The organism is Porphyrobacter sp. YT40, from assembly GCF_006542605.1.
Classification (GTDB): domain Bacteria; phylum Pseudomonadota; class Alphaproteobacteria; order Sphingomonadales; family Sphingomonadaceae; genus Erythrobacter.
Genome location: NZ_CP041222.1, coordinates 1623217 through 1647254 on the forward strand (window position 1 = coordinate 1623217; position 24038 = coordinate 1647254).

General features: G+C 67.0%; 18 protein-coding genes, 1 tRNA gene and 1 other annotated feature. Of the genes, 12 read left to right on the forward strand and 7 right to left on the reverse strand.

Features of this window, described 5'->3' with window-relative positions; genetic code table 11:
* Nucleotides 1–3 precede the first annotated feature (3 nt).
* The 4 genes from E2E27_RS07585 to E2E27_RS07600 form a co-directional block, all read right to left on the reverse strand.
* On the reverse strand, nt 4–1488 hold the full coding sequence (locus tag E2E27_RS07585; protein WP_141461684.1) for a SulP family inorganic anion transporter: 1485 nt from the start codon (nt 1486–1488) through the stop codon (nt 4–6).
* Between the two features lie 37 nt (nt 1489–1525).
* Nucleotides 1526–1580: a sequence feature (sul1 is cis-regulatory element that is thought to sense ions involved in sulfur or methionine metabolism; They are found in Alphaproteobacteria), on the reverse strand.
* A 96-nt stretch (nt 1581–1676) separates the two neighbouring features.
* Nucleotides 1677–2576, reverse strand: a complete 900-nt coding sequence (locus E2E27_RS07590) for a fatty acid desaturase (RefSeq protein WP_234036254.1) — start codon at nt 2574–2576, stop codon at nt 1677–1679.
* Between the two features lie 315 nt (nt 2577–2891).
* Nucleotides 2892–5603 carry a TonB-dependent receptor domain-containing protein gene (locus E2E27_RS07595; protein WP_141458382.1) on the reverse strand — a complete coding sequence of 904 codons (2712 nt, stop codon included), beginning with the start codon at nt 5601–5603 and terminating at the stop codon, nt 2892–2894.
* Between the two features lie 99 nt (nt 5604–5702).
* On the reverse strand, nt 5703–7268 hold the full coding sequence (locus E2E27_RS07600) for a beta-helix domain-containing protein (RefSeq protein ID WP_141458383.1): 1566 nt from the start codon (nt 7266–7268) through the stop codon (nt 5703–5705).
* Nucleotides 7269–7587: 319 nt separating this feature from the next.
* Between E2E27_RS07600 and E2E27_RS07605 the strand changes: the two genes are divergently transcribed.
* The 11 genes from E2E27_RS07605 (at nt 7588) to E2E27_RS07655 (ending at nt 19983) form a co-directional block, all read left to right on the forward strand.
* Nucleotides 7588–8001 (forward strand): tetratricopeptide repeat protein, encoded by a 414-nt coding sequence (locus E2E27_RS07605; protein WP_181443620.1) that lies wholly within the window; start codon nt 7588–7590, stop codon nt 7999–8001.
* Nucleotides 8002–8210: 209 nt separating this feature from the next.
* On the forward strand, nt 8211–8858 hold the full coding sequence (locus tag E2E27_RS07610) for a lytic transglycosylase domain-containing protein (protein ID WP_181443621.1): 648 nt from the start codon (nt 8211–8213) through the stop codon (nt 8856–8858).
* Between the two features lie 38 nt (nt 8859–8896).
* Nucleotides 8897–9208, forward strand: a complete 312-nt coding sequence (locus tag E2E27_RS07615) for a TrbC/VirB2 family type IV secretion system protein (protein ID WP_086608798.1) — start codon at nt 8897–8899, stop codon at nt 9206–9208.
* 4 nt (nt 9209–9212) lie between these two features.
* Nucleotides 9213–9497, forward strand: a complete 285-nt coding sequence (locus E2E27_RS07620; protein ID WP_086608799.1) for a VirB3 family type IV secretion system protein — start codon at nt 9213–9215, stop codon at nt 9495–9497.
* Nucleotides 9487–11925, forward strand: a complete 2439-nt coding sequence (locus E2E27_RS07625) for a VirB4 family type IV secretion/conjugal transfer ATPase (RefSeq protein WP_141458385.1) — start codon at nt 9487–9489, stop codon at nt 11923–11925. The genes E2E27_RS07620 and E2E27_RS07625 overlap by 11 nt, the downstream gene beginning before the upstream one ends.
* The gene (locus E2E27_RS07630) at nt 11922–13124 is read left to right on the forward strand and encodes a TrbL/VirB6 family protein (protein ID WP_141458386.1); all 1203 of its coding nucleotides are present in this window, start codon (nt 11922–11924) and stop codon (nt 13122–13124) included. Before E2E27_RS07625 ends, E2E27_RS07630 begins: the two co-directional genes overlap by 4 nt.
* Complete coding sequence (locus E2E27_RS07635) at nt 13121–13936, forward strand: TrbG/VirB9 family P-type conjugative transfer protein (RefSeq protein WP_141458387.1); 816 nt, start codon at nt 13121–13123, stop codon at nt 13934–13936. Before E2E27_RS07630 ends, E2E27_RS07635 begins: the two co-directional genes overlap by 4 nt.
* On the forward strand, nt 13936–15066 hold the full coding sequence (locus E2E27_RS07640; protein ID WP_234036234.1) for a TrbI/VirB10 family protein: 1131 nt from the start codon (nt 13936–13938) through the stop codon (nt 15064–15066). Before E2E27_RS07635 ends, E2E27_RS07640 begins: the two co-directional genes overlap by 1 nt.
* Before the next feature lie 4 nt (nt 15067–15070).
* On the forward strand, nt 15071–16081 hold the full coding sequence (gene virB11 / locus E2E27_RS07645; protein WP_141458388.1) for a P-type DNA transfer ATPase VirB11: 1011 nt from the start codon (nt 15071–15073) through the stop codon (nt 16079–16081).
* A 213-nt stretch (nt 16082–16294) separates the two neighbouring features.
* Nucleotides 16295–18439, forward strand: a complete 2145-nt coding sequence (locus tag E2E27_RS07650) for an RNA degradosome polyphosphate kinase (protein ID WP_234036255.1) — start codon at nt 16295–16297, stop codon at nt 18437–18439.
* Nucleotides 18436–19983, forward strand: coding sequence for a Ppx/GppA family phosphatase (locus E2E27_RS07655; protein ID WP_141458390.1), 1548 nt, complete (start codon nt 18436–18438; stop codon nt 19981–19983). The genes E2E27_RS07650 and E2E27_RS07655 overlap by 4 nt, the downstream gene beginning before the upstream one ends.
* On the opposite strand, the gene E2E27_RS07660 is transcribed toward E2E27_RS07655, so the two are convergent.
* The gene (locus tag E2E27_RS07660; protein ID WP_141458391.1) at nt 19980–20855 is read right to left on the reverse strand and encodes a queuosine precursor transporter; all 876 of its coding nucleotides are present in this window, start codon (nt 20853–20855) and stop codon (nt 19980–19982) included. The genes E2E27_RS07655 and E2E27_RS07660 overlap by 4 nt on opposite strands.
* Nucleotides 20856–20916: 61 nt before the next feature.
* Here E2E27_RS07660 and E2E27_RS07665 point away from each other — a divergent pair.
* Nucleotides 20917–20993 (forward strand) — tRNA-Arg (locus tag E2E27_RS07665).
* A 136-nt stretch (nt 20994–21129) separates the two neighbouring features.
* On the opposite strand, the gene E2E27_RS07670 is transcribed toward E2E27_RS07665, so the two are convergent.
* Together E2E27_RS07670 and E2E27_RS07675 are read right to left on the reverse strand one after the other, a co-directional pair.
* The gene (locus E2E27_RS07670; protein WP_234036235.1) at nt 21130–22326 is read right to left on the reverse strand and encodes a Gfo/Idh/MocA family protein; all 1197 of its coding nucleotides are present in this window, start codon (nt 22324–22326) and stop codon (nt 21130–21132) included.
* A gap of 22 nt (nt 22327–22348) precedes the next feature.
* Entirely contained in the window at nt 22349–23917 is a 1569-nt protein-coding gene (locus E2E27_RS07675; protein WP_141458393.1) for an aldehyde dehydrogenase (NADP(+)), read from the reverse strand.
* Nucleotides 23918–24038 lie beyond the last annotated feature (121 nt).

Genomic DNA, 24038 nt, shown 5'->3' on the forward strand with positions numbered 1-24038 from the left:
GCTCTAGTGAGGGCTCACGCCCAGCTCGAACCCGGTCTTGTCGTGCAGTGCGAACCTGTCGACGATGTCGGCGCTGGCGCGGTTATAGCCGACCACCTCCACATGGCGCCCGTCACGCCGCAACCGGGCGACGATCTTGTCGAGCGCTGCAACCCCCGAAATGTCCCAGAAATGCGCCCCGGTCATGTCGATGGCGACGTGGGGGGCAGTCTCGGGCACGTCCATCGCGGCGACGAAGCGCTCGACCGAGGCGAAGAAGATCTGCCCATGCACGCGGTAATGCGCGGTTTGCCCATCCTCCGACAGCGTTCGCTCGACCCCGAACATGCGCTGCACCTTGCCGGCAAAGAAGATGCCCGACAGCAGCACGCCCGCCAGCACGCCCAGCGAAAGGTCGTGCGTGCCCACCACCACCGCGACCGTCGTCAGCATCACTACCGACGAGGGCCAGGGATGGCGGTGCAGGTTGGGGATCGAATTCCAGCTGAAGGTGCTGATCGACACCATGATCATGATTGCCACCAGCGCAGGCATAGGCACCTGTCCCACCCAGGGGCCGAGCACGGCGAGCAGGAACATCAGGAACGCCCCTGCGGTGAAGGTGGACAGCCGCCCGCGCCCGCCCGAGGTGACGTTGATCACCGATTGCCCGATCATCGCGCAGCCGCCCATGCCGCCGACCAGCGCAGCAGCGATATTGGCGGTGCCTTGCCCGGCGCATTCGCGGCGCTTGTCGCTGCCCGTTTCGGTCATGTCGTCGACGATCTGCGCGGTCAGCAGCGATTCGAGCAGGCCGACGGCGGCCATCGCGAGCGAATAGGGCGCGATGATCTGCAGCGTCTCCCACGTCAGCGGCACGTCGGGCCAGACGAGGCTGGGCAGGCCTTCGGGCAGATCGCCCATGTCGGCCACGGTATTGACCGGCGCGCCGGTCCCGACCGCAAGTATGGTCAGAATGATGATTGCCACCAGCGGCGCGGGCACGGCGGTGGTGAGGCGCGGCAGCAGATAGACGATCGCCAGCCCGCCTGCGACCATCGCATAGGCCTGCCACGTGACGCCCGTCAGCTGCGGCAGCTGTGCCATGAAGATCAGGATCGCCAGCGCATTGACGAAGCCGGTGATGACTGAGCGCGACACGAACTGCATCACCAGATTGAGCCGCAGCAGGCCAGCGAGGATCTGCATGAACCCCATCAGGATCGTCGCGGCGAAGAGGTATTCGACCCCGTGCTCGCGCACCAGCGGCCCTACCAGCACCGCCACCGCGGCGGTCGCGGCCGAGATCATGCCGGGGCGGCCGCCGGTGAAGGAAATCACGATCGCGATGGCGACCGAGGCATAGAGCCCGACGCGCGGATCGACCCCGGCGATGATCGAAAAGCCGATCGCCTCGGGGATCAGTGCGAGGGCGACGACGATCCCCGCCAGAATGTCGGCCCGAGGGTTCGAGAGCCAATCGCGGCGAAGCGTGGCGGCAAATGTCATGATGAAGTCCAGATCGGTCATCGGCAGGATGCTGCCGGATTGTCCCGGGGATAGGCGCCGGGCCGAGCCACCCGCGAATGCACGGGTCCGTCGATGCGGGCGCTATGGGCACAGGCGCCCGGAAAGGCAAGCCTCGGTCGCGACGGCGGAGGGCCAGCCGTGGGCAGCAGCTTGCCGCCCCGGCGGCGTCAAGGCCGTGTGTCGGCCTCGAATGATCGCTTGGCCGCTTCCCGGAAGGTGATCAGCCTGCGCTCATCCTCGTCCCACAGGGCGAGCATCAGCGGCCGCAGCGTCTGGGGCACGGTGAAGCGATTGACCTGACGCAGCTCGGGAAAGGCGCGCAGCACTTCCGGCAGACGGTAGAAGGGAATCCGGCTCATCAGATGGTGGACATGGTGGATGCCGATATTGCCGGTGAACCAGCGCAGCGGTTGCGCCATATCGAGGTGCGAGCTCCCGCGAAACGCCGCTTCGTGGAACGACCAGTCCGGACGCCTGTCCCAATGGGCGTTTTCGAACTGGTGCTGGATGTAGAACAGCCACACCCCGGTCGAGGCGGCGATCAGCAGGGTCGGGATCACGACCAGCGTCGTCGTGACGAGGCCGAACACGAAAATCAGACAACCCAGCACCACAGCCGTCGCGACATTGGTGGCAAGCGCGCTGACCCAGTATTTCGATCCGGCCCGCATCAGACCGATCGGCAGCCGGTGGCGGAGGAGAAACAGGTAGGCAGGGCCGATGCCGAGCAGCACGACCGGATGGCGATAAGCACGGTAGAACAGCCGCTTTATCGGGCCGAGCGCGCGGAACTCCTTGACGGTCAGGGTATCGACATCGCCGAATCCGCGCGCGTCGAGATTGCCGGTATTGGCATGATGGAGCGTGTGCGAGCGGCTCCAGCAATCGTAGGGCGTGAAGGTCAGCACCCCGAGCGCGCGACCGGTCCAGTCGTTGCCCGTCCGCTTGCGGAAGAAGGCCCCATGCCCGCAATCATGCTGGATGATGAAAGTCCGCAGCAGAAGCAGGCCCGCCAGCGGGGTAAGGAGGAGCGCCGCGTAATATCCCCGGTCGACCGCGAGGAGCATCACCACGATGACGGCAACAAAGGGGACGAGCGTAGAAGCCAGCTCCCAGATGCTTCTTCCCGCGTGCGGCATGGAAAATTGTTTGAGCGCAGATATCAGCTTGCGCGGCTCCAGCTCGGGCGATGCTGGCGTAATGGTTTGATGTAGCAATGATTTTCTTTTCGGAACGACGATTGCGAAACAGAGTGGCAGCATAAGCGGCCAATCGCAACACGATATGACCCGCATCATGCGGACAAACCCCGCGACGAAAAAGGCCGCCCCCGTGAAGAAGCGGCCTTTTTGCGTTGCAAGGCACAGTGCCTGAAACTCCGCCTAGAACTCGGCCTTCACCCCGATTGAGAAGCTGGTGCCGACGTCGAAGGTGTTGATCTCCGCCCGGTTGGCGCCGAGCTGCTGGAATTCGAAATTGTCGCGGCCGAAGATGTTACGCACTTCGAAGCTCAGCTCCAGCGGCAGGCTGCCCAGCTTCACTTCCGAGCGGCCGACCAGATCGACCGTCAGGCCCGGGTCTTCGACAACGTCCGGCAGCGCGCCGCCGCGAAGGGTCACGCGCTCGCTCGCATAGTTGAACAGCACGGTGAGCTGCTGCACCTTGTCGAGATCCTCGATTCCCAGCGACAGGTTGGCGACGTGATCCGACTGGCCCACCAGCGGCGCGCCGTCGTCGAACAGCTGGCTCGCCAGCTGGCCGGTCGCGCCCGGGATCGGGGCGAGATCGTCCGCGCCGACCGCAATCGACGACTGGGTGTAGGTGTAGTTGGCGATCACCAGGAACTGCTTGGTCTCGAAGAAACCGCCCCAATCGGCAAGGTCGATCCCGTAGGCGAGATCGAGCTCCGCCCCGTAAAGCTCGGCCGAGGGTGCGTTGGCGTAGCTGGTCTCGATGATGCCCGGCGCGGTGATCAGGAAGTTTTCGATCGGGTTGTCGATTTCCTTGTAGAACCCGGCGAGGCTCACCTTGCTCGGCCCGCCGAGGTAATATTCGGCGCGCGCCTCCACGTTCAGCAATTCGCTGTCCTGCAGAAACGGGTTGCCGCGGAAACGGCGGTTCGATTCCGGATCGAAATAGGTCTGCTCCACCAGCTCGCGGAACTGCGGGCGGGCGATGGTCTGCGAGGCGGCGAGGCGCAGTTGCAGATCGTCGATCACCTCCCAGGTGATGGTCGCCGAGGGCAGGAAGTAGTCATTGGCGATCCGCGTCGGGTTGGCAAGGTTCGTGCCGCCGAAGGTCGGATCGGGCGCGGCCAGCTGCAGCGCGTCTTCATAGCGCACACCCGCTTCGAGGCTGAGCCGGTCGGTCGGGCGATAGCGCGCAAGGCCATAGCCCGCGTGGATCGTCAGCGCTGCGTCGAACACCGGGAAGGGTGTCGGATCGGAGACGGTGACGTTGAACAGCCCGTTGCCGTCCGCATCGGTCGCCAGCACCGCGCCGTTGATGATGTCGCCCGGACGCCGCAGGCCCAGCGCGCGCAGGGCGGTGGTAAGCTCGGCAGACGAGCCGATCAGCGGGCGGATGATGAAGCTGATCGAGCGGCGGGTGGTGTCCGAATAGGCATAGCCCGCAGTCAGCGAGAGGTTGTCGGTGACATCGAAGCTGACGTCCGCGCCGCCATACCACAGCTCTTCGCGCAGGTCCTCGAAGCCGACCTGAATACGCTCGGTCCCGCCCACCAGCGCGCCGACATCGACCACGAGCTTGTCGCCGAACGGGTCGCCGGGGATATTGGTGCGGATATAGGGGACGATTGCGTTGTAGGGCGCTTCGCGATCGGTGCGGGCATAGCCGCCGCGTAGGTCGATTTCGAAACGGTCGAAATCGAACTCGGCGACGATCTGCGAATCCATCAGCTGGCGTTCGAACCAGCCTGTCTGCTGGGTCTGGAAGTCGAAGGGTCGCGCGACATCGGTGAAGCTGTCGGTGCCCTGAGCCAGCCGCGCGGTCTTGAGCGTGTCGCGGATGTAGAGGTTGGTCCAGCGGATGGTGTGTTCGCCGATGTCGAGCCCGAGGCCGAGCATCGCGTTTACCAGCACCTTGTTGTCGGTGATGAAGTTCTGCGAATCGAACAGGATCTGTCCGGCCTCCGCATCGCCGAACTGCTGGCTGGTGACATTGCGATTGCGCCAGGTGTTGGTGATCCCGGCGGTGGCGATGATGCCGAGGTAATTGCCGTCACCCACCTCGAACGAGGCCCCGCCGGTAAGATTGGCGGAGAAGTTCATCGGCAGAACGTCGTTCTTCTGCAGGGTCACGAGGTTGAGCGGCATGATCTGCCCGGCCAGCTGGCGCTGCACGTCGGCCGGCGCATCGTTGACGCGGGAGCCGCTGTCGATCAGCCCTTGCAGCGCGCTGGGGAAGTCGCGGTTGCCGTTGTCGAAGCCGAAGGTGTCGTAGCGGCTGCCGAAATAGGTCAGGCCGTTCTGGAAGGTGGTCTCCGTGTCGCCGCTGCCGCCGACGCTGAGCGTGAGGAAGTCCTCTGACGGGATCGCCTTGGTGGTGAGGTTGATCACCCCGCCGCCGAACTCGCCCGGGAAGTTGGCCGAATAGGTTTTCTGCACGAGGCTCGAAGCGATCACGCTGGTGGGAAAGATGTCGAGCGGGACGACGCGGCTGAGCGGCTCGGGGCTGGGCAGCGGCAAGCCGTTGAGCAGCGCGAGCGAATAGCGATCGCCCAGACCGCGCACGAAGACGCGGCCATTGCCGACCAGCGACAGGCCCGACACGCGCGACAATGCGCCCGCGATGTCGCCTTCGCCGGTGCGGGCGATGTCGGCTTCCGACAAGACGCTCAGCACCTGACCCGAGGACCGCGCCGGATCGCGGCTGCGGCGGCCGGTGACGATAATCCCGCCGCCGGGCACGGAGATGTCGGTTTCCTGCAAGTCTTCCGCCGGGGATTCGTCCTCCGCCGCGGTCTCGCCGATGGCGTCGTCCTCTTGCGGCGCTTCCTGCGCGTGAAGGACGGACGGCAAGGTCAGCGACGTGGTGAGAAGCAGCAGGCCTGCCAGGCGCGTGCCGGTCGACATAGTGAGGACCCCCTCGGGAATAGATCAGTCTGAATGCGAAAATGGGGGAGGCGCTGCGGTGATGCGGCGTCTCCCCCCTCAGGTCGAAAAGATCGCCGCTTAGGCCGGGTAGACCGGCAGCGACGTGCAGGAGCCGGTGGCGCTGCTGAAGTTCTGGATCGACGAGTTGCAGGTCCAGTTGCCGAACGTGGCGGTCAGCGCCGCGGCATTCTCGATCGCGCCGATATAGGTGCGGGTCGGGAAGAAGCTCGAGCGGCCATTGGCATTGAAGGCTGTGCGCCCGCTCTCGCCCGTGCCGTTCACCACATTGTTGGTCAGCGTGATGGCGAAGGCGAAGTTGTTGTTGGTGCCCGCGTTGATCGCTGCGGCCACATCGGCATTGGAGTTGCCGCCGCCGCCGCGGATCGGATCGACCGCCGGGCAATCGCCGACCACCGAGTCCACGCCGATCAGCGCTGCCAGCGTGGTGGGCTCGTCGATCTGGAAGCAGTGGCTGTTGCCGGAATTGATCACGCCGTTGGTCAGGCCCAGCGCCGCGCCGCCGCGGGCCTGGATCACCTGCGGCGAGCCATCGCGTTGCACGAAGGTGAAATTGTTCACCTGCAGGCGGGTCTGCGGGATCGCGTTCGAGGGCGTGCGGTCGGCGACGTTGGGCGAATCGAGTTCGATCAGACGGTCGCCGGTGGTCGAACGCTGCACCGCGATCACGGTGTCGAGGTTGACGATGGCGCCGGTGTCGACGTCGAGCGAATCGTCCGAAGCGCCGATGATCGCGAAGTTGCGGGCGTTGAACCCACCGCCGAAGAATTCGACGCCGTCATCCGAGCTGTTGAACGAGACCAGGTTTTCGATGGTGGTGCCCGAACCCGCGCCGCCGGTGGTCAGCGACTGGAGTTCGTTGTTGGGCGCGAGTTCGAAGCCCGAAAAACGGATCTGGTTGAAGCGGAACGAACCGGAGCTGTCGGCCGGGTTGGCGCCGCCGAACGGGGTCGCAACCGCAGCGCCTTCGAGACGGCCCTCGCAGGTCGGGTTGGCGTTCGGCACGGCGGCGGTGTTGAACACCCCGCTCGAGCAATCGGACACCGGCGCGCGGCCGAGCAGCACGACGCCGCCCCACTGCTGCTGGCTATTGTCGTCGGTCAGCCCCTGAATGTTGTCGCGGCTGGTCCAGATGATCGGGCGATCGGCGGTGCCATTCGACTGGATCGCGTTGCCGCGATTGACGACGAGGTAGGAATCCTGCTGGCCGAACAGGATCACGCCCGGCTGGATGGTGAGCGTGACAGTCGTGCCGGTGCTCGAAAAGCCGCGATCCGCGCCCACTTCGACGCGGCCGTTGATCTGGTAAACCAGGCCGCGAATGAAGGGCAGGGTGTCGGTGGAGGTGAAGCGCGCGGGCAGGCGGCACACGCGGTATTCGCCGGTCGGGCCCGAGAGCGTGCCGGCATCGGTCAGGCCGCCGGTGGTCGCGATCGTCGGGCAGCCGGCCGCCGGGGTTACGAGCGCCTGCGTGGGTGTCGGGGTCGGGGTCGGAGTCGGCGAGGGGGGCGGGTTGTTGATGATGATGTCGCCGCCGGTGCCCGGCGAAACGATTTCATCCGCGCCGCAGCCCGCGAGGGCAACCAGGCTGCATCCCATGATCAAGGTGCGTTGAAGATTTTTCACGAGCGATGGTCCCCTATTGGTCCGAGAATCGAATGAGGCGCGAACGTCTTGCGCTGAGGGGTCGCTAGGGGGGCGTCGTGTCAGAATTCTTGCATCATGACAGTGATGTTGCAGTTCCGGGATTATGACCGAAGAAAGACAAATATGACCAAATCGGATGCCGCCCGATCGGACATTCCTTGCATTTGTGTAACAAATTAAAACATATAAATCAGTGAGATAGTGCTCTAGATTGCAGATAAATGACAATGTTACGGTTTTGTTGCATCCCCCAATGAGGTGAGTCATCATGCCTCACGATCTTGGAGGAGAGTTACCGATGTCCTTTGCCGCTCTCGCACTCGCGCTTGTTGCTGCGACCCCTCTGCCGGGCGCGCCGGTTGTCGTGCCGCCCGCCATGCTTGCCGAGGCGAGCGAGTTGGCGGTGCAGCCGCTGGTGGCCGGTCGTTCCGATCAGGCGCTCGTCACGCTCGAACGCGCCAGCGCCGCCGATCCGCAGGACCCGGCGCTGCTGATCAATCTCGGCATCGCCTATGCGCAGGCAGGGGAAGACGCCAAGGCCCGCGCCGCCTTCGAGAATGCGGCGGCCTGCGACGAAGTGATCGAGCTCGACACCGCCGATGGCCAGACCACCGATTCGCGGCGGCTGGCGCGCAAGGCGCTCAAGATGCTGGCGCGCGGCGAGTTCCGCCCCGCTCCGGCCCGCGCCGGGCAGTTGACGCTGCGCGATTGACGCAAGCGGGGTGATCGTCCCCATCCGATAACCGCGGCCCGCGGGTCGCACCCGAGCCTCGCGAACGGGCGGGCGGCACGATACGGTGCCCCCCGCCCGTTCTGCCGAATCCCGCCAGCGCAAACACGGCGTGAAGCGACTGTTTCGTAAGGCTGTCACCCGCTTGTCATTTAGGATAGACAAAGGGGGTCATTCTGGAGGGCCGAGACATGATTCTCGCCGCGGGTTGCCGCGTCATGATTGTTGCTGCCGCATTGACGCTGGCTGTCGAGGCGCAGGCCGATGTGCTCGAACTCGGGGCCGATGGCGCGCGCTGGGTGGCAGGGCCGTTGGCCGGGCAGCCGCCGGTGGTCGATCCCGCTGCCGCCGCAACCGCGCCCGCGCCGCTCGCCGATATCGACAGCGGCGGGGTGCTGCCGGAAGATGCGGTAGCCTATCCGGCCCGTGCCGCCGCAGCCGTGCCCGTGCGCTATCAGGCCAAGATCGCCGAGCTATCGGCGCGTTACGATCTCTCGCCCAGCCTGCTCGAAGCGCTGGTGTGGCAGGAGAGCCGCTGGCGCGAAAGCGCGGTGTCGCCGGTAGGCGCGCAAGGGCTGGCGCAGTTGATGCCGGGCACCGCGCGCTATCTCGGGGTCGATTCGCGCGATCCGTTCCAGAACCTCGAGGGCGGGGCGCGCTATCTGCGCGAACAGCTCGACCGTTTCGGCGGCGATCTGGAAAAGGCGCTCGCGGCCTATAATGCCGGCCCCGGTCGGGTCGAGCGGGCCGGGGGTATCCCCAGAATCCGCGAGACTCAGCAATATGTTGCCGCCATCATGGGGCGGCTCGCCAACCATTCGCGCGTGGCCGGACAGTGATCCCCGCGCGCACCGCACAAGAAAGTCTGATCGAAGCAATGATGTCGCAGTTCCGCCTTCCCGCCCGCATCGCCGCCGCGCTTGCGCTGGTCTCCGCCCACTCCGCCGCCTTCGCGCAAAGCGCCGATCCCGCGGGCTCGGGCCCGATCAACAATGCGCTGCTTTGGCTGCAGGGCACCTTGCTGGGCACCGTGGCGACCACGATCGCTGTCATGGCGGTCGCCGCGATCGGCTTCATGATGCTGACCGGGCGGATGAACTGGCGCTTCGGCGCGACGGTGATCGTCGGCGTGTTCATCCTGTTCGGCGCGACCACCATCGTCGCTGGCATCCAGTCGGCAGCGGGCTGATCCGGTGAGCGATCTCGTCCGCCACCCTGTCCACCGTGCGCTCACGAGGCCGCAGATGTTCGCGGGCGTGACGATGAATTTCTTCATCATCAACCTGATGGTGACGACGATCGCCTTCCTGATCCTCAAGAGCTGGTGGATACTCCCCGTTCCGGTGGTGATGCACGTGATCGGCTACTTCGCGTCGCTGCGCGAGCCGCGCATCTTCGACCTTTGGATCACCAAGGTCTCCAAGTGCCCGCGGGTGCCCAATTTCAAGCGTTGGGGGTGCAATTCCTATGCCCCGTAAATGGATCGGTGCCGCCGCGTGGAGCGCGAAGGAAGCCAAGGTCGGTGACCGGCTGCCCTATGCCCGGCTGATTGACGAGAACACCGTGCTGCTGCGCGATGGCAGCGTGATGAGCGCAATCCAAGTGCCCGGCCTGCTGTTCGAAACCGAGGATTCGGACGCGCTCAACGCCCATGCCGCGACGCGCGAGGTGATGCTGCGCAGCACGCTCGATGCGCGCTTCGTGATGTATCACCACGTCATCCGCCGCCGGGTGGAGGTGGAGCTCGACGCGGAATTCCCCGATGCCTTGTCGCGCCATATCGATGCGCGCTGGAAGCAGCGGCTGGCGGGGGGATCGCTGTTCATCAACGACCAGTTCGTCACCCTGATCCGCCGCCCCGCGCGTGGCAAGACCGGCCTGCCCGAGCGGATGAGCAAGCTGTTCAGCCGCGCCGGAGCCGACGAGCTCGAGGCCGATCCCAGGGACGTGCGCAGCCTCAAGGCGGCGATCACCGGGCTGGTCGCCAGCTTGCAGAATTATGGCGCGGCGGTGCTGGGAGACTATCAGGCCCCCGGCGCGTCAGGCACCAATTCGGAAATGCTCGAGCTGCTCTCGGCGCTCTACAACGGCGAGATGCGCCCGGTGCGCCGCCCTTCGCCCGACACCGATATCGGCCACATGCTGCCCTATCGCCGCGCCTCCTTCGGCCTCGATGCGATGGAACTGCGGGGCAGCGCCGCGCCGGACTTTGCGGCGATTCTCGGCCTCAAGGATTACCCCGAGGCGACCTCGCCCGGCCTGCTCGACAACCTCCTGCGCCTGCCGTTCGAGATGGTGGTCAGCGAAAGCTACGCCCCCAACGAGCGCACCACCGCCAAGGAGCGGATCGACCTCGCGCTGCGCCGTTCGCGCTCGGTGGACGAGGAAGCCGCCGCCGAACGCGCCGAGATGCTGTCGGCCCGCGATGCGCTGGGCAACGGGGCGGTGGGCTTCGGCGACCATCACCTGACCGTGCTGGTGCGCGAGGCGACGCTTCCCCGATTGGATGACGCGATGGCCGCCTGCGCCGCCGCGCTCGCCGACACCGGCGCGATCGCGGTGCGCGAGGACACCAATCTTGAACCCGCCTTCTGGGCGCAGTTCCCGGGGAACGAGGAATATATCGTGCGCCGCGCGCTGATTTCCTCGGCCAACATGGCGGGCTTCGGCAGCTTCCACGGCTTTGCGCTGGGGCAGGCGAGCGGCAATCACTGGGGCGATGCGGTGACGCTGCTGGAGACCACCAGCGCCACGCCGTTCTTCTTCAACTTCCACCACGGCGACCTAGGCAATTTCTCGGTCATCGGGCCGTCGGGTTCGGGCAAGACCGTGGTGATGAACTTCCTCGCCGCGCAGGCGCAGAAGTTCAAACCGCGCACCATCCTGTTCGACAAGGATCGCGGCGCGGAGCTGTTCATTCGCGGGATCGGCGGGCGATATAGCCGCATCGCGCCGGGCGATCCGACCGGGTTCAACCCGCTTTCTCTGCCCGACAGCCCCGCCAACCGCGCCTTCCTGCGCGACTGGCTGAGCGTGCTGCTGAAAGCCGAAGGGCCGGAGGAATTCGCGACCATCAGCGCGGCGGTCGATGCGACCTATGCCAATGATCCCTCGCTGCGGCGGCTGCGGCATTTCAAGGAGCTGCTCTCGGGCACGCGCCGTCCGCAGCCGGGCGATCTGGCCGACCGGCTGGCGGCGTGGATCGGTGCGCCCGGCGGGGACGGGGGCGAGCATGCCTGGCTGTTCGACAATGATCGCGACCGGCTCGACCTGTCGGAGCGCGTGCTCGGCTTCGACATGACCGCGCTGCTCGAAAACCCGCGCCTGCGCACGCCGACGATGATGTATCTGTTCCACCGCATCGACGAGCGGCTGGACGGGCAGCCGACCATGATCCTGATCGACGAGGGCTGGAAGGCGCTCGACGACGAGGTCTTCGCCGCGCGCATCCGCGACTGGCTCAAGACGCTGCGGAAACGCAACGCGCTGGTCGGCTTTGCCACCCAGTCGGCGCGCGATGCGCTCGACAGCCGGATTTCGACCGCGCTGGTCGAGCAGACCGCGACGATGGTGTTCATGCCCAACTCGCGCGCTCGCCCTGAGGATTATTGCGACGGCTTCGGCCTCACGGCTCACGAATTCGCGCTGATCCGCTCGCTCCCGGCGCACAGCCGCTGCTTCCTCGTGCGGCAGCCTGATGCGAGCGTGGTGGTGCGGCTCGATCTGTCAGGTGCGCCCGAGGTGCTGACGATCCTCTCGGGCCGCGAGAGCGCGGTGCGGCGGCTCGATCTGCTGCGCGAGGCGGTGGGCGATGAGCCTTCGGCCTGGTTCCCCTCGCTTACCGGCCGGGCGTGGCCCGATGGCGCGGCGGCGGAGGACGATCCCATGTGGCAGGCCGCCGAATGACTGCCGCTTGCGATACCGCCGCCCAGTCGATGGGCACAGGGGTTGCCGCCGCGCTGTCGGCGGTGGACTGCATCGCCAGTGGCGTCAGCGAGCAGGCCTTCAACCGCCTGTTCGGCACCGACGGCCAGCTCACCTTCGCGCTGACATTGATGCTGGTGCTCTATGTCGGCTTCTTCGCGATCTCGCTGATGCTGGGCCGCTCGAACCTCGGCGTGCGGGCGCTGCTGCCCAAGGTCATCACGCTGGGGCTGGTGATCGGCTTTGCGACCAGTTTCGTCGCCTTTTCGACCGTGTTCTACAACATCTTCATCGGTGCACCCGACCAGATTGCCGGCATCCTCACCGGCACGCAGGGCGAAAGCGCCACGCGGGTCTTCGCGCAGAAGCTCGACGTGGTGTTCCTCGCGATCCAGCAAGCGAGCGGGGATACCAAGGATATCAGCGCATTCTCGCCGCCTGGCATGATGTGGATCGGGGCGATGCTGCTCCTGCTGGGCACCGTCGGCTTGCTGGTCACCGCGCGCATCGCGCTGGCGCTGCTGCTGGCGCTGGGGCCGATTTTCGTGGTGCTGGCGCTGTTCGAAGGCACGCGCGGCCTGTTCACCGGCTGGCTCAAGGGGTTGACGATGATGGCGCTCACGCCGCTTTTCGCGGTGCTCGGCGGCACGATCATGCTCGAGATGGCGGTGCCCGTGCTCGCCGCATTGGTCGCGGTGCCGGGCCAGATCGATCAGCAGGCAGCGATGGCCTTCTTCCTGATCGGCGCGGTCCACATGGCGCTGATGCTGCTTTCGCTCAAGGTCGCCGCAACGATGGTGTCGGGCTGGCAGGTATTCGGTCTGGTGCCCTCGAAAGAGCGCAGCCGCAGCGACGAGGGCCCGCGCCCCGTTCCGGTGCCGCAGCCGGGCGCAGCCACCATGCCGCGCAGCACCGCCGTGCTCACCCCCGGAGCCGCCGCCGCACCGCGCCGGGCCGAGATCGCCGCGCTTCAGCCGGTGATGGCCGCCAACGATACCGGGCCGGGCGGCGCCACTGTGCGCGAAACCCGCGTGCTGGCGACCAGCGGCGGGGGAGGGCCGGTCGAACCGCCGGGCGGCGGCGCCTCGCGCACCCGCGGGATCGGCAACCGCTTCCGCACCGCGTCATCCGCCAAGCCCGTTCCTGCCCCCAAATCCCCCCCTCCGGAGACCTACCAATGACCCGCGCCGTGCTGCTCGCCGCGCTCGCTCTCGGCCTCGCCGCGCCTCTCGCGGCGCAGGACAGCCGCTTGCAAACGCTTGTCTTCGACGAGAACGCCGTGGTGCGGATCGAGGGCAAGGTGAAGGTGCAGACCACCATCAAGTTCGCGCCCGACGAAGTGATCGAGAATGTCGCGATCGGCGATTCCGCCGCGTGGCAGGTGCAGCCCAACAAGGCGCAGTCGATCCTCTTCGTGAAGCCGCTCGATCCGGTCGCGCGCACCAACATGACCGTGGTGACCGACAAGCGCACCTACCTGTTCGATCTGATCGCCAGCCCGAAAAATTCTGCCGTCTACGTCATGCAGTTCCGCTATCCCGAGCTGGAACGCGCGGCCGAGGAAGCCCGCCTTGCCGCCATCGCCGAGGCCGAGGCCGAAGCCGCCCGCGCCGCTGCCGCCCCCGCAGAGCAGAGGCTCGCCGATGCCGATCCCTTTGCCACCAGCGACCCTGCGCAGCTCAATTTCGAATGGGCCAGCGCCGGCCGCTCCGCCCTGCTGCCCAAGCGCGTGTTCGACAATGGCGAGGGCGTGTTCCTGACATGGGCGGAGGGCGCGGATATCCCCGCGATCCTGATCGCCAACGAGAAGGGTGACGAGGGCCCGGTCAACTTCACCGTGCGCGGCGATACCGTGGTGGTGGACGGGGTTCCGGCGCAGCTGATCCTGCGCAACGGGCGCGACACCGCGACCCTCACCAATATTGGCCCCGCGCGCGCGACTTCGCGGCAGGCGGGCCTCGACCGAACCAAGCCTGACAGGGAGAGCAACTGATGCGCCTCGCGATGCGTATGCCGCCGAAGAAGGGCGAAGCCGCCGAGAGCGGCGATCCGCGGGAGCGCGAGAGCGCCGAGATCATCGATCTCGCCAGCCGCGCGGCCTTTCCTGCCGTCACCGACCGCAAGGCCAAGGGTGACGGGCTGGTGCTTGCTGCCGGGGTGGCGGTCGTCGGCCTGCTCGGCGCGGTGACCTTTTGGGCAATGAACTCCCCGAGTACGCCGGAACCGGAGGGGGTCGGCAATCCGGCGGTCGCTCCGCCCGCCGCCGCAGTGCCCGCGCCGCAGCCGGCGCAGGTGCCCGTCGATCCGAACGCGCAGCCTGCCGTAGTGCCTGCCAACCCCGCGCCCGCGCCGGTCTATGCCGCCAATCCCGTCGGGATGCCGGGGCAGGCGATGAACCCCTATGCGACCCCGCAGCTGGTGTTCGATGCCAGTCAGGGCCGGAGCCTGCGCGTGGCCGAAGGTACGGCTCCGGTGCCCGTGCCCGGTGCGCCCGGTGAAGTGGCAGGGACGGGCAGCGCGGCGGCCTTTGCGAGCCGTGTCGGCGGTGTCGGCGGCGCGCCCGCACAGGCCCGCCCGATGACTAGTCCTTCGACCACGGTGACGCAGGGCACGCTGATCCCCGCCGTGCTCGAAACCGCGATCAACACCGATGTGCCCGGCTTCGTGCGCGCGGTGGTGAGCCAGGACGTCAAGAGCTTCGATGGCAAGCGCGTGCTGATCCCGCGCTCCTCGCGCCTGATCGGCCAGTATCAGGCCGGGGTCGAGCAGGGCCAGCGCCGTGCCTATGTGATCTGGACGCGGCTGATCCGCCCCGATGGCGTTTCGGTCGACCTCGCCTCGCCTGCCGTGGGCTTCGACGGGACCACCGGGCTCGCAGGGGATGTGAACACCCACTTCCTCCAGCGCTTCGGTTCGGGCCTGCTGCTGTCGGTCGTGGGCGGCCTCGGTGCGATTGCGACCGGCGGGGTGGGCGGCGTGATCGTAGCGGGCGGCGCACAGGGCGCGGCCAATTCGGCGGTGCAGTCGCAGGGCCAGATCCCGCCGACGATCCGCGTGCCGATGGGCGAGCCGATCAAGATCTTCGTCGCGCGCGATCTCGATTTCAGCAAGGCCGGCAGCTGATCCGATGAGCGCGGACATCCACCGGCTGGGGGGCGACGAGGGCGCAGCCGTGCCGCTGACGGCGGAGCGGAGCGTCTATCTCGACGCCTATCTCGCGCCCTTCCGCCGCTGGTTGGAACGCGACACGGTGACCGAGATCATGGTCAACCGCCCCGGCGAAGTATGGATTGAGGATGCCGCCAGCCCCGGCATGCAACGCATCGACACGCCCGAGATCGACGACCGGCTGGTGCAGCGCCTGGCCGAACAGGTCGCGCGCGTCTCGCATCAGGGGATCAACCGCGAGCATCCGCTGCTCGGCGCGACCCTGCCCGATGGTGCGCGGGTGCAATTCTGCGGGCCGCCCGCGGCGCGCAAGCATTGGGTGATGGCGATCCGCCGCCACCGCCGGCTCGACCTGCCGCTCGATGCCTATGACACCGGCCCGCTGGCGGGCGAGGCGGTGCCTGACCTGCCCGATCCCAATGCCTCGCCCATCACATTCCTGCGCGCCGCGATCCGCGCGCGGCGCACTATCCTTATCTCGGGCGGTACGAGCACCGGCAAGACCACCTTTTTGAACGCCATGCTCGGCGAGATCCCGCCTGAAGAGCGCGTGGTGCTGGTCGAGGATACGCCCGAGCTGAAATTCCCCGGCGCCAACGCGGTCGGGCTGGTCGCCGTCAAGGGCGAGCTGGGGGAGGCCAAGGTCACCGCCAACGAGCTGCTGCAAGCCGCGCTGCGCCTGCGCCCCGACCGCATCGTGCTGGGCGAATTGCGCGGGGCGGAGAGCGTCAGCTTCCTGCGCGCGATCAACACCGGGCACCCCGGCAGCTTCTCGACCATCCACGCCAACTCCTTGCGCGGTGCGCTCGAACAACTCTCGCTGATGGTGATGCAGACCGGAATCGGCCTGACCCGGCAGGACACCATCGCCTATGCCGCAGGCGTGATCGACGTGATCGTGCAACTGGGGCGCGATGCCAACGGTAAGCGCGGCATCACCGCCATAGCGGACAGCAAGACGCTGGTTTGATTTCGGATCGCGCTCGCGGGTGATGCCAACCTTCCGTTCCGCATCAACTTGACATTGGTGTGACAAGCATCGCTTGGTGATTTACACCTTCGCGCCAAGCGAACACAGGCGAGGCCACGCGCGCCCGGCTGGCGGGCATGGCAGAACAGGAAAGCGATGAGCACGTCACCCAAGGGCAGCATGGACGCATCAGCCAGTGCAGGGCCGGTGCCGATGGCCGAACTCGGGCCTGATGAATCCCCCTATTTCAACCGCGAACTGAGCTGGCTGCAATTCAACCAGCGCGTTCTGGCCGAGGCGGACAATCCCGCTTACCCATTGCTCGAAAGGCTGCGGTTCCTGTCGATTTCCGGCAGCAATCTCGACGAATTCATGATGATCCGCGTCGCCGGGCTGGTCGGGCAGGTGCAGCGGCGGCTGGCGACGCCGTCCATCGACGGGCGCAGCCCCACGCAGCAGCTTGCCGCAATTCGCGAGAAGCTGACCGAACTCAGCGCCATCCAGCAGACGATCTGGCGCAAGGTACGAGATGGCCTCGCGGGCGCTGACATCCACATCGCCGATGAACAGCGCGTCAGCGCGGCGGCGCACAAGTGGCTGAAGGGCTATTTCCTCAACGAGATCCTGCCGATCATCACGCCCCAGGCGCTCGACCCGGCACATCCCTTTCCTTTCGTTCAGAACCGCGGGCTGGGCCTGCTCTTCACGCTGACCCGCGATGCGACGCGCGAACAGCTGATCGAGATGGTGCTGATCCCCAGCGCCCTGCCGCGTTTCGTGCGCGTGCCGGACGAGGTGACGGGCGGCAGCGGGGCGCTGTATATTTCCATCGCCAGCCTGATCCAGCGCTATGCCTCCGCACTGTTTCCCGGCTTCGCGATCGAGGGTGACGGCCTGTTCCGGGTGCTGCGCGACAGCGATATCGAGATCGAGGAAGAGGCCGAGGATCTGGTGCGCACCTTCCGCAGCGCGATCCAGCGCCGCCGCCGCGGTCAGGTGATCCAGCTGGAGCTGGAAGAGGATTTCGACCCCGCAGCCGAGACTTTGCTGCGCGAACAACTCGGCATCAACGAGGCCGCCGTCATCAAGACCGATGGCATGATCGGGATCGACGGGCTCTCCGAAATCGTCGGCGAGGATCGCCCCGATCTCAAGTTCGATGCCTATTCCCCGCGCTTTCCCGAACGCATCCGCGAGCATGACGGCGATGCCTTTTCGGCGATCCGGGAGAAGGACATCATCATCCACCACCCCTATGAAAGCTTCGAGGTGGTGGTCGACTTCATCCGGCAGGCCGCGCTCGACCCCGACGTGGTGGCGATCAAGCAGACGCTCTACCGCGCGGGTTCTCAGTCGGCGGTGGTGGGTGCGCTGATCGAGGCGGCCGAGGCAGGCAAGTCGGTGACGGCGGTTGTCGAGCTCAAGGCCCGCTTCGACGAAGAGCAGAACCTCAAGTGGGCAAGCAAGCTCGAACGTGCGGGCGTGCAGGTGATCTACGGCTTCACCGATTGGAAAACCCACGCCAAGGTGGCGATGGTGGTGCGGCGCGAGGGCGATGGCTTCCGCAGCTATTGCCACTTCGGCACCGGCAATTACCACCCGGTCACCGCGCGGGTGTATACCGACCTCAGCTTTTTCACCGCCGATCCCAAGCTGGCGCGCGATGCGGCCAAGATGTTCAACTTCATCACCGGCTATGTCGAGCCGCACGAGCTGGAGCGCATCCATATCGCGCCGATCGATCTGCGGCAGGAAATCTACAACCGGATCGACGCCGAGATCGCCCATGCCCGCAAGGGCAAGCCGGCGGCGATCTGGATGAAGTGCAACCAGCTGACCGACGAAGGCGTGATCGACCGGCTCTACGCCGCCAGCAATGCCGGCGTGCAGGTGGAACTGGTGGTTCGCGGCATCTGCTGCCTGCGTCCGGGCATGGCGGGCATGAGCGAGAATATCCGCGTGAAGTCCGTGATCGGGCGCTTTCTCGAACACAGCCGCATCTACGCTTTCGGCAACGGCCACGGTCTGCCCAGCGCGCAGTCGGCGGTCTTCATCGCCTCGGCCGACATGATGGGGCGCAACCTCGACCGCCGGATCGAGACGCTGATCCCCATCCTCAACCGCACGGTGCACGATCAGGTGTTGCAGCAGGTGCTGCTCGCCAACATGCTCGACACCGAACAGAGCTGGTGGCTGCATTCCGACGGCAGCTATTCGCGGGTCGAGACCGAGGAGGGCGCGCGGCCCTTCAACTGTCACCGCTATTTCATGACCAACCCCTCGCTCTCCGGGCGCGGGGGTTCACTGGAGGCAGGGGCGGTGCCCAAGCTCAGCTTGCGACGGGGAGCTTCGGCATGATCTGGCGCAGACGACGCGAGGGGCGCGATGGCGGTCTGGCGGGCGCTGCGCCCGAACGCGCGATCATCGACATCGGCTCGAACACGGTGCGTCTCGTCGTCTACGGCGGAACGATGCGCGCGCCGACGGTGCTGCTCAACGAGAAGGTGACCGCGCGGCTCGGGCGCGAGATCGCGGCCACCGGCAGGCTCGCGGACGAGGCGATGGCGATGGCGCTGCGCGGGCTCAAGCGGTTCGCGCTGCTGCTCGCCGATCTCGGCGTGACCGATATCGACACCGTCGCGACGGCAGCGGTGCGCGATGCGGCCAATGGCGGCGAATTCGTCGACCAGTTGCGCGCGCTGGGGCTGAAGCCGCGGGTAATCTCGGGCGAGGAGGAAGCGCTGCTCAGCGCGCATGGCGTGATCGGCGCCTTCCCCGACGCGCGCGGGATCGTGGCCGATCTGGGCGGCGGCAGTCTCGAACTGGTCAAGGTGGCCGCGGGCACCACCGAAAGCGCCACCAGCCTGCCGCTGGGCACGCTGCGGCTGCCCGACTATCGTCCCCCGGGCCGCAAGGGCGAGGGCGCGCGGGCGGAGATGATGAAGGCGCTCGACAAGGCGATCCGCAAGGGCGGGTGGGACTTGTCCGGCAATCCGCCCGAGGCCAATGGCACGCTCTATCTGGTGGGCGGCACCTGGCGCGCGATGGCGGTCTTCGCGATGGCGTTCCAGCGCTATGCCCTGAGCGATCCGCACGGCTACGAAGTCGATGCCGCGACTGCCCGCCAACTGGTCGCGGCGCTGGCGGCGACCGACGCGGACACGATCAAGGCGCGCGACCGCATCTCCTCGATGCGTGCCGAAAAACTGCCCGATGCCGCAGTGCTGTTGCAGGCGCTGCTGGCGCGGCTCGCGCCGGAGAAGGTCGTGTTCTCGTCATGGGGCCTGCGCGAGGGGCTGCTCTATGATCGCCTTCCCGCGCACACCCGGACGCAGGATCCGCTGCTCGCCGGGGTGGCGGTGTTCGCCGCCCAGCGCGCTTCCGAAGCGACGCTTGCGACCCGGATGGCGGCCTGGACGCTCGATGCGGCGCCGGCGCGCGAACATGGCAGCGAGCGGCTGCGGCTGGCGGCGACCATGCTCGCGCTCGCCGCGATGCAGATCGAGCCCAACATCCGTCTCCCCCAGGCGATCAACTGGGCGCTGCACAAGCGCTGGGTGGGGATCGACGGCAAGGGTCGGGCGATGCTTGCCGCCGCGATTTCGGCCAATGGCAACCAGCTCAATCTTCCCGCCGAAGTGCGCGCGCTCGCCAGTGCCGAGGCGCTGGAGGAAGCGCTGCGCTGGGGCCTCGCCCTGCGGCTGGCCCGCAGGCTGGGGGCGCAATCGCGCCGCTCGCTCGAAGTCAGCCGGCTGGTGGTGGAGGGTGACACGCTGGTGCTGCGCCTCGCCGAAAGCCACGCCGCGCTGTTCGGCCAGCCGACCGAGAAGGACATGAAGCTGCTCAGCCAGCGGTTGAAGCTGGGCTGGCGGGTCGACGTGGTGCCCGAAAGCGCGCTCTAGGCGGTTTTCGGGTCGCTGCTCGCAAAGGGCGAGAAATCGGTGTCGAGGTCGAACAGGTCGACACCCTCGGCCTTTTTCAGCCGGTTCACCACGGCATAGGTGACCGGCGTCAGAACCGCTTCCCACACCACTTTCAGCGCCCAGTTGGTGACCATCACCGTCAGCACGGCCTCGGTCGTCCAGATGCCGTAGAAGGCGACGGGGTAGAAGATCAGGCTGTCCACCCCTTGCCCCACAAAGGTCGATCCGATGGTGCGCGTCCACAGGGCGCGGCCCTTGGTCCAGACCTTCATCTTGGCCATGACGAAGGAGTTGACGAACTCCCCCGCCCAGAAAGCGGTGATCGAGGCGACGACGATGCGCCAGGTGCTGCCGAACACGCTTTCATAGGTCATCTGGCAGATTGCCCCGCCGGGGATCGCCGGATTGCCGGTGGTGGTCGGTGGGCGCTCCCCGCCAAAGCCGCTCGCCGCGCATTCCCACCCGCCGAAGGGGGGCAGGGCGGTGACGATATAGGACATGAAGGCAAGGAAGATCATCGCCCCGGTCCCGACCCAGATCACCCGGCGCGCCTTGGCAAAGCCGTAGATTTCCGTGAGCACGTCGCCGATCACATAGCCCAGCGGGAAGAACAGGATCCCCGCGCCATAGATGAAGACGCCATCGGGCGCGGGCCACCAGCCCTGCGGCCAGAAGGGCACGTCGACAAAGGTCAGCTTTGCCGCGCCGATGATGTTCGAAAGCAGCAGGATCGCAACGAAGGCCGCCATCACCAGATCGTAGTAGCGAAAGGTGATCGGCGCGTGGCTGGTGGCGACGATCCCGTCGGTCGGATCGCGGTCGAAGGCGGCGGCGGGATCGGTGTTTTCCATCGCCCGGACGGTTAGCGCGATTTGCCTGACCCGCAAAGCGCGCTAATGACGCACCCGGCGCGCGCCCGTAGCTCATCTGGATAGAGCGCGAGACTTCTAATCTTGAGGCAGCAGGTTCGAGTCCTGCCGGGCGCGCCAATCATTCGGCCCCGTAGGGGCTGGGTGGATTGGCGGGCCCTAAAGGAGCGAATCTCGTTCGGAATCGGAGCAGCCGCAGGCTGCGGAGATGAACGCGGCGCACCAGCGTCGCGGACAGTCCTGCCGGGCGCGCCAGTTACCCCCGCATCGTTCCGTCCGGCTTCAGCGCCACGCTCCGCCCGCTTGCCGCCGAGGCGTAGATCGCTTCCATCAGGCGCACATCGCGCAGGCCCATTTCGCCGGGGGTGAAGATCGCCGTGCCGTCGCGGATCGCGGCGGCGAGGTGATCGAGCATCGCGGCAAATTGCACCTCGGGATCGCCCGGCTCCATCGCTCGGCGCTCGTTCCCCGTCTCCAGCACCAGCGTATTGCCGCCATAGCCGGTCGCCGGATGCATCCTGAGCGATCCGGTGGTGCCGCGCGCCTCGACCATGTTGATCCCGGCCGAATCGTAGGAGGTGACGACCTGCGCCACCGTGCCGGAAGGGAAGTGCATCTGCACCGCCACGTGCGCGAAGACCTCGGCAAAGCGCGGGTCGCCCTCGGGCCGCCACGCCGAGGCACTCAGGCGTTCGGGCATTTCGCCCGAAAGGTAGAGCGCGGCCTGAAGCCCGTAGATGCCGTAATCCTCCAGCGGGCCGCCGCCGGTCTGCGCGCGGGCGATACGCCAGTTGGTCGCAGGCGTCGCCGGGCCGAGGCGGTAGGAATGCTCGGTGCGGATCAGCCGCAGATCGCCCAGCGCCTTGCTCGCCGTCAGCTCCATCGCGGCGCGGTTGTAGGGCTCGAAATGGCAGCGATAGCCGATCATCAGCTTGCGATCCGCACGCTCGCTGGCGGCGATCATGCGTTCGCATTCGGCGGCCGAAAGCGCCATCGGCTTTTCGCACATCACGTGCTTGCCCGCGGCAAAGGCGCGCTCGGCCCATTCGGCATGGAGCCCGGTGGGGAGGATGATATAGACCGCCTCGACCGCAGGATTGGCGGCGATGGCGGCGAAGTCGTCGTAGGAATAGCGCGCTTCGGGCGGCACGCCGTAGGCTTCTCCGACGCGCGCCAGTTTCTCGGGATTGCCCGAGACCAGCGCTGCGATGTGGCAGCGCCCCGATTGGGCGAAGCGCGGCATGATCTGCTTCAGGGCATAGTCGCCGAGGCCGATGATGGCGAAGCCCACGCTCCCCGGCTTCGGCGCGGGCGGAGGGGAGGCGGGGAGCGTCACGCCATCGGGCATCGGCTGACCTTGCGCCGTGGGCTGCGCACCCTGCGCCAGCGCGCTGCTTGCCGCCACGGCTGCTGCGGTCGCCGCGCCCGCTTCGATGGCCTGTCTGCGTGTCATACCTTGCGTTTCCATGCCGCCCTCACCCCTGTGCCTCGAAGCGTCCATCGACCCGCCGCAGCACCGTGCTGGGCCCGTCGAGCAAAGCCTTGGGCAACAGCGCGGCGGGGAGATCCTGATAGCTGACCGGACGCAGGAAGCGATCGATCGCGAGCGTGCCGACCGAGGTGCTGCGCCCGTCGGAGGTGGCGGGGAAGGGGCCGCCGTGAACCATCGCGTGGGTCACCTCCACGCCGGTCGGCCAGGCATTGGCGATGATCCGCCCTGCCAGCCCTTCGAGGATCGGCATCAGATTGCGCGCTGCGGGGTAATCGCCGGGGGCCATGTGCAGGGTGGTGGTCAGCTGACCCTCCATCCCGGCGAGAATCGCGGCGACTTCGTCCATGTCGGCGCAGGTGACGATGATCGACGAAGGCCCGAACACTTCATGCCCCAGCGCCGGATTGGCGCGGAAATCGGCGCCGCTGACGGTGAAGACCTGCGCGCGCCCGCAGCTGCCCGCCCCTTCCGCGCCGGTGCCGACCAGCGTCGCGCCATGTCCGGCAATCGCTTCGATGCCCTTGGCATAGGCGCTGTGGATGCCCGGTGTCAGCATGGTCTGCGCAGGGATCGCGGCCAGCGCCTCGGCGACGGTGGCGATGAAGCGGGTGGTCGCCTCGCCCGCGATCGCCAGCACGATGCCCGGATTGGTGCAGAACTGCCCCGCACCCAAGGACAGCGAGCCGACATAGGCGGTGCCGAGCGATTCGGCAGCTTCCTCCATCCGGGCGGGCATCAGCACCACCGGGTTGACGCTGCTCATCTCGGCATAGACCGGGATCGGCACGGGCCGCGCGGCGGCGTGGCCCATCAGTGCAAGGCCCCCGGCGCGCGAGCCGGTGAAGCCGACCGCGGCGATGCGCGGGTCCTTCACCAGCGCTTCGCCCAGCGCGTTCTCGGTGCCGTTGACGAGGCTGAACACGCCCTCGGGCAGTCCGGCTTCCTTGATGGCTTCAAGGATCGCGCCTGCCACCAGCTCCGAAGTGCCGGGGTGCGCCGGGTGGCCCTTCACCACCACGCAGCACCCTGCGGCGAGCGCCGAGGCGGTGTCCCCGCCCGCGACCGAAAAGGCGAGCGGGAAGTTGGAGGCACCGAACACCGCGACCGGGCCGACGGGGATCTTGCGCATCCTGAGGTCGGGCTTGGGCAGCGGCGCGCGGTCCGGCTGCGCGTGGTCGATCCGCAGGCCCTGCCAGCCGCCGTTCTCGACTTCCTCGGCAAACAGCCGCAGCTGGCCCACGGTGCGCCCGCGCTCGCCATTGAGGCGCGCTTCGGGAAGGCCGCTTTCCTTCATGGCGCGCTGGGTGAGCGTATCGCCCAGCGTGTCGATCTTCTCCGCCATCAGCCGCAGGAAGGCCGCGCGCTGCGACAGGGGCAGGGCAGCATAGAGCGGTTGCGCCGCCGCCGCCGCAGCGCAGGCATCGGCCACATCCTCGGCCGAGCCTTGCGCGAAGACAGGCTCCAGCGCCGCACCGCTCGCCGCTTCCACCGCCGTGAAATGCGCCGCGCCATCGCGCCATTCGCCCGCAATCAGGTTCTTGCCCGTCAACATCGTCTTTCTCCCGAACTTTCGAATCTCGTGTGTGAAAACGCGGCTTGCCAAGCTACGATTTTCGTTCAAAGGTAGCGCTACCATAAATGGCGAGGGTTGCAACAACGCAACCGGGGAGAGG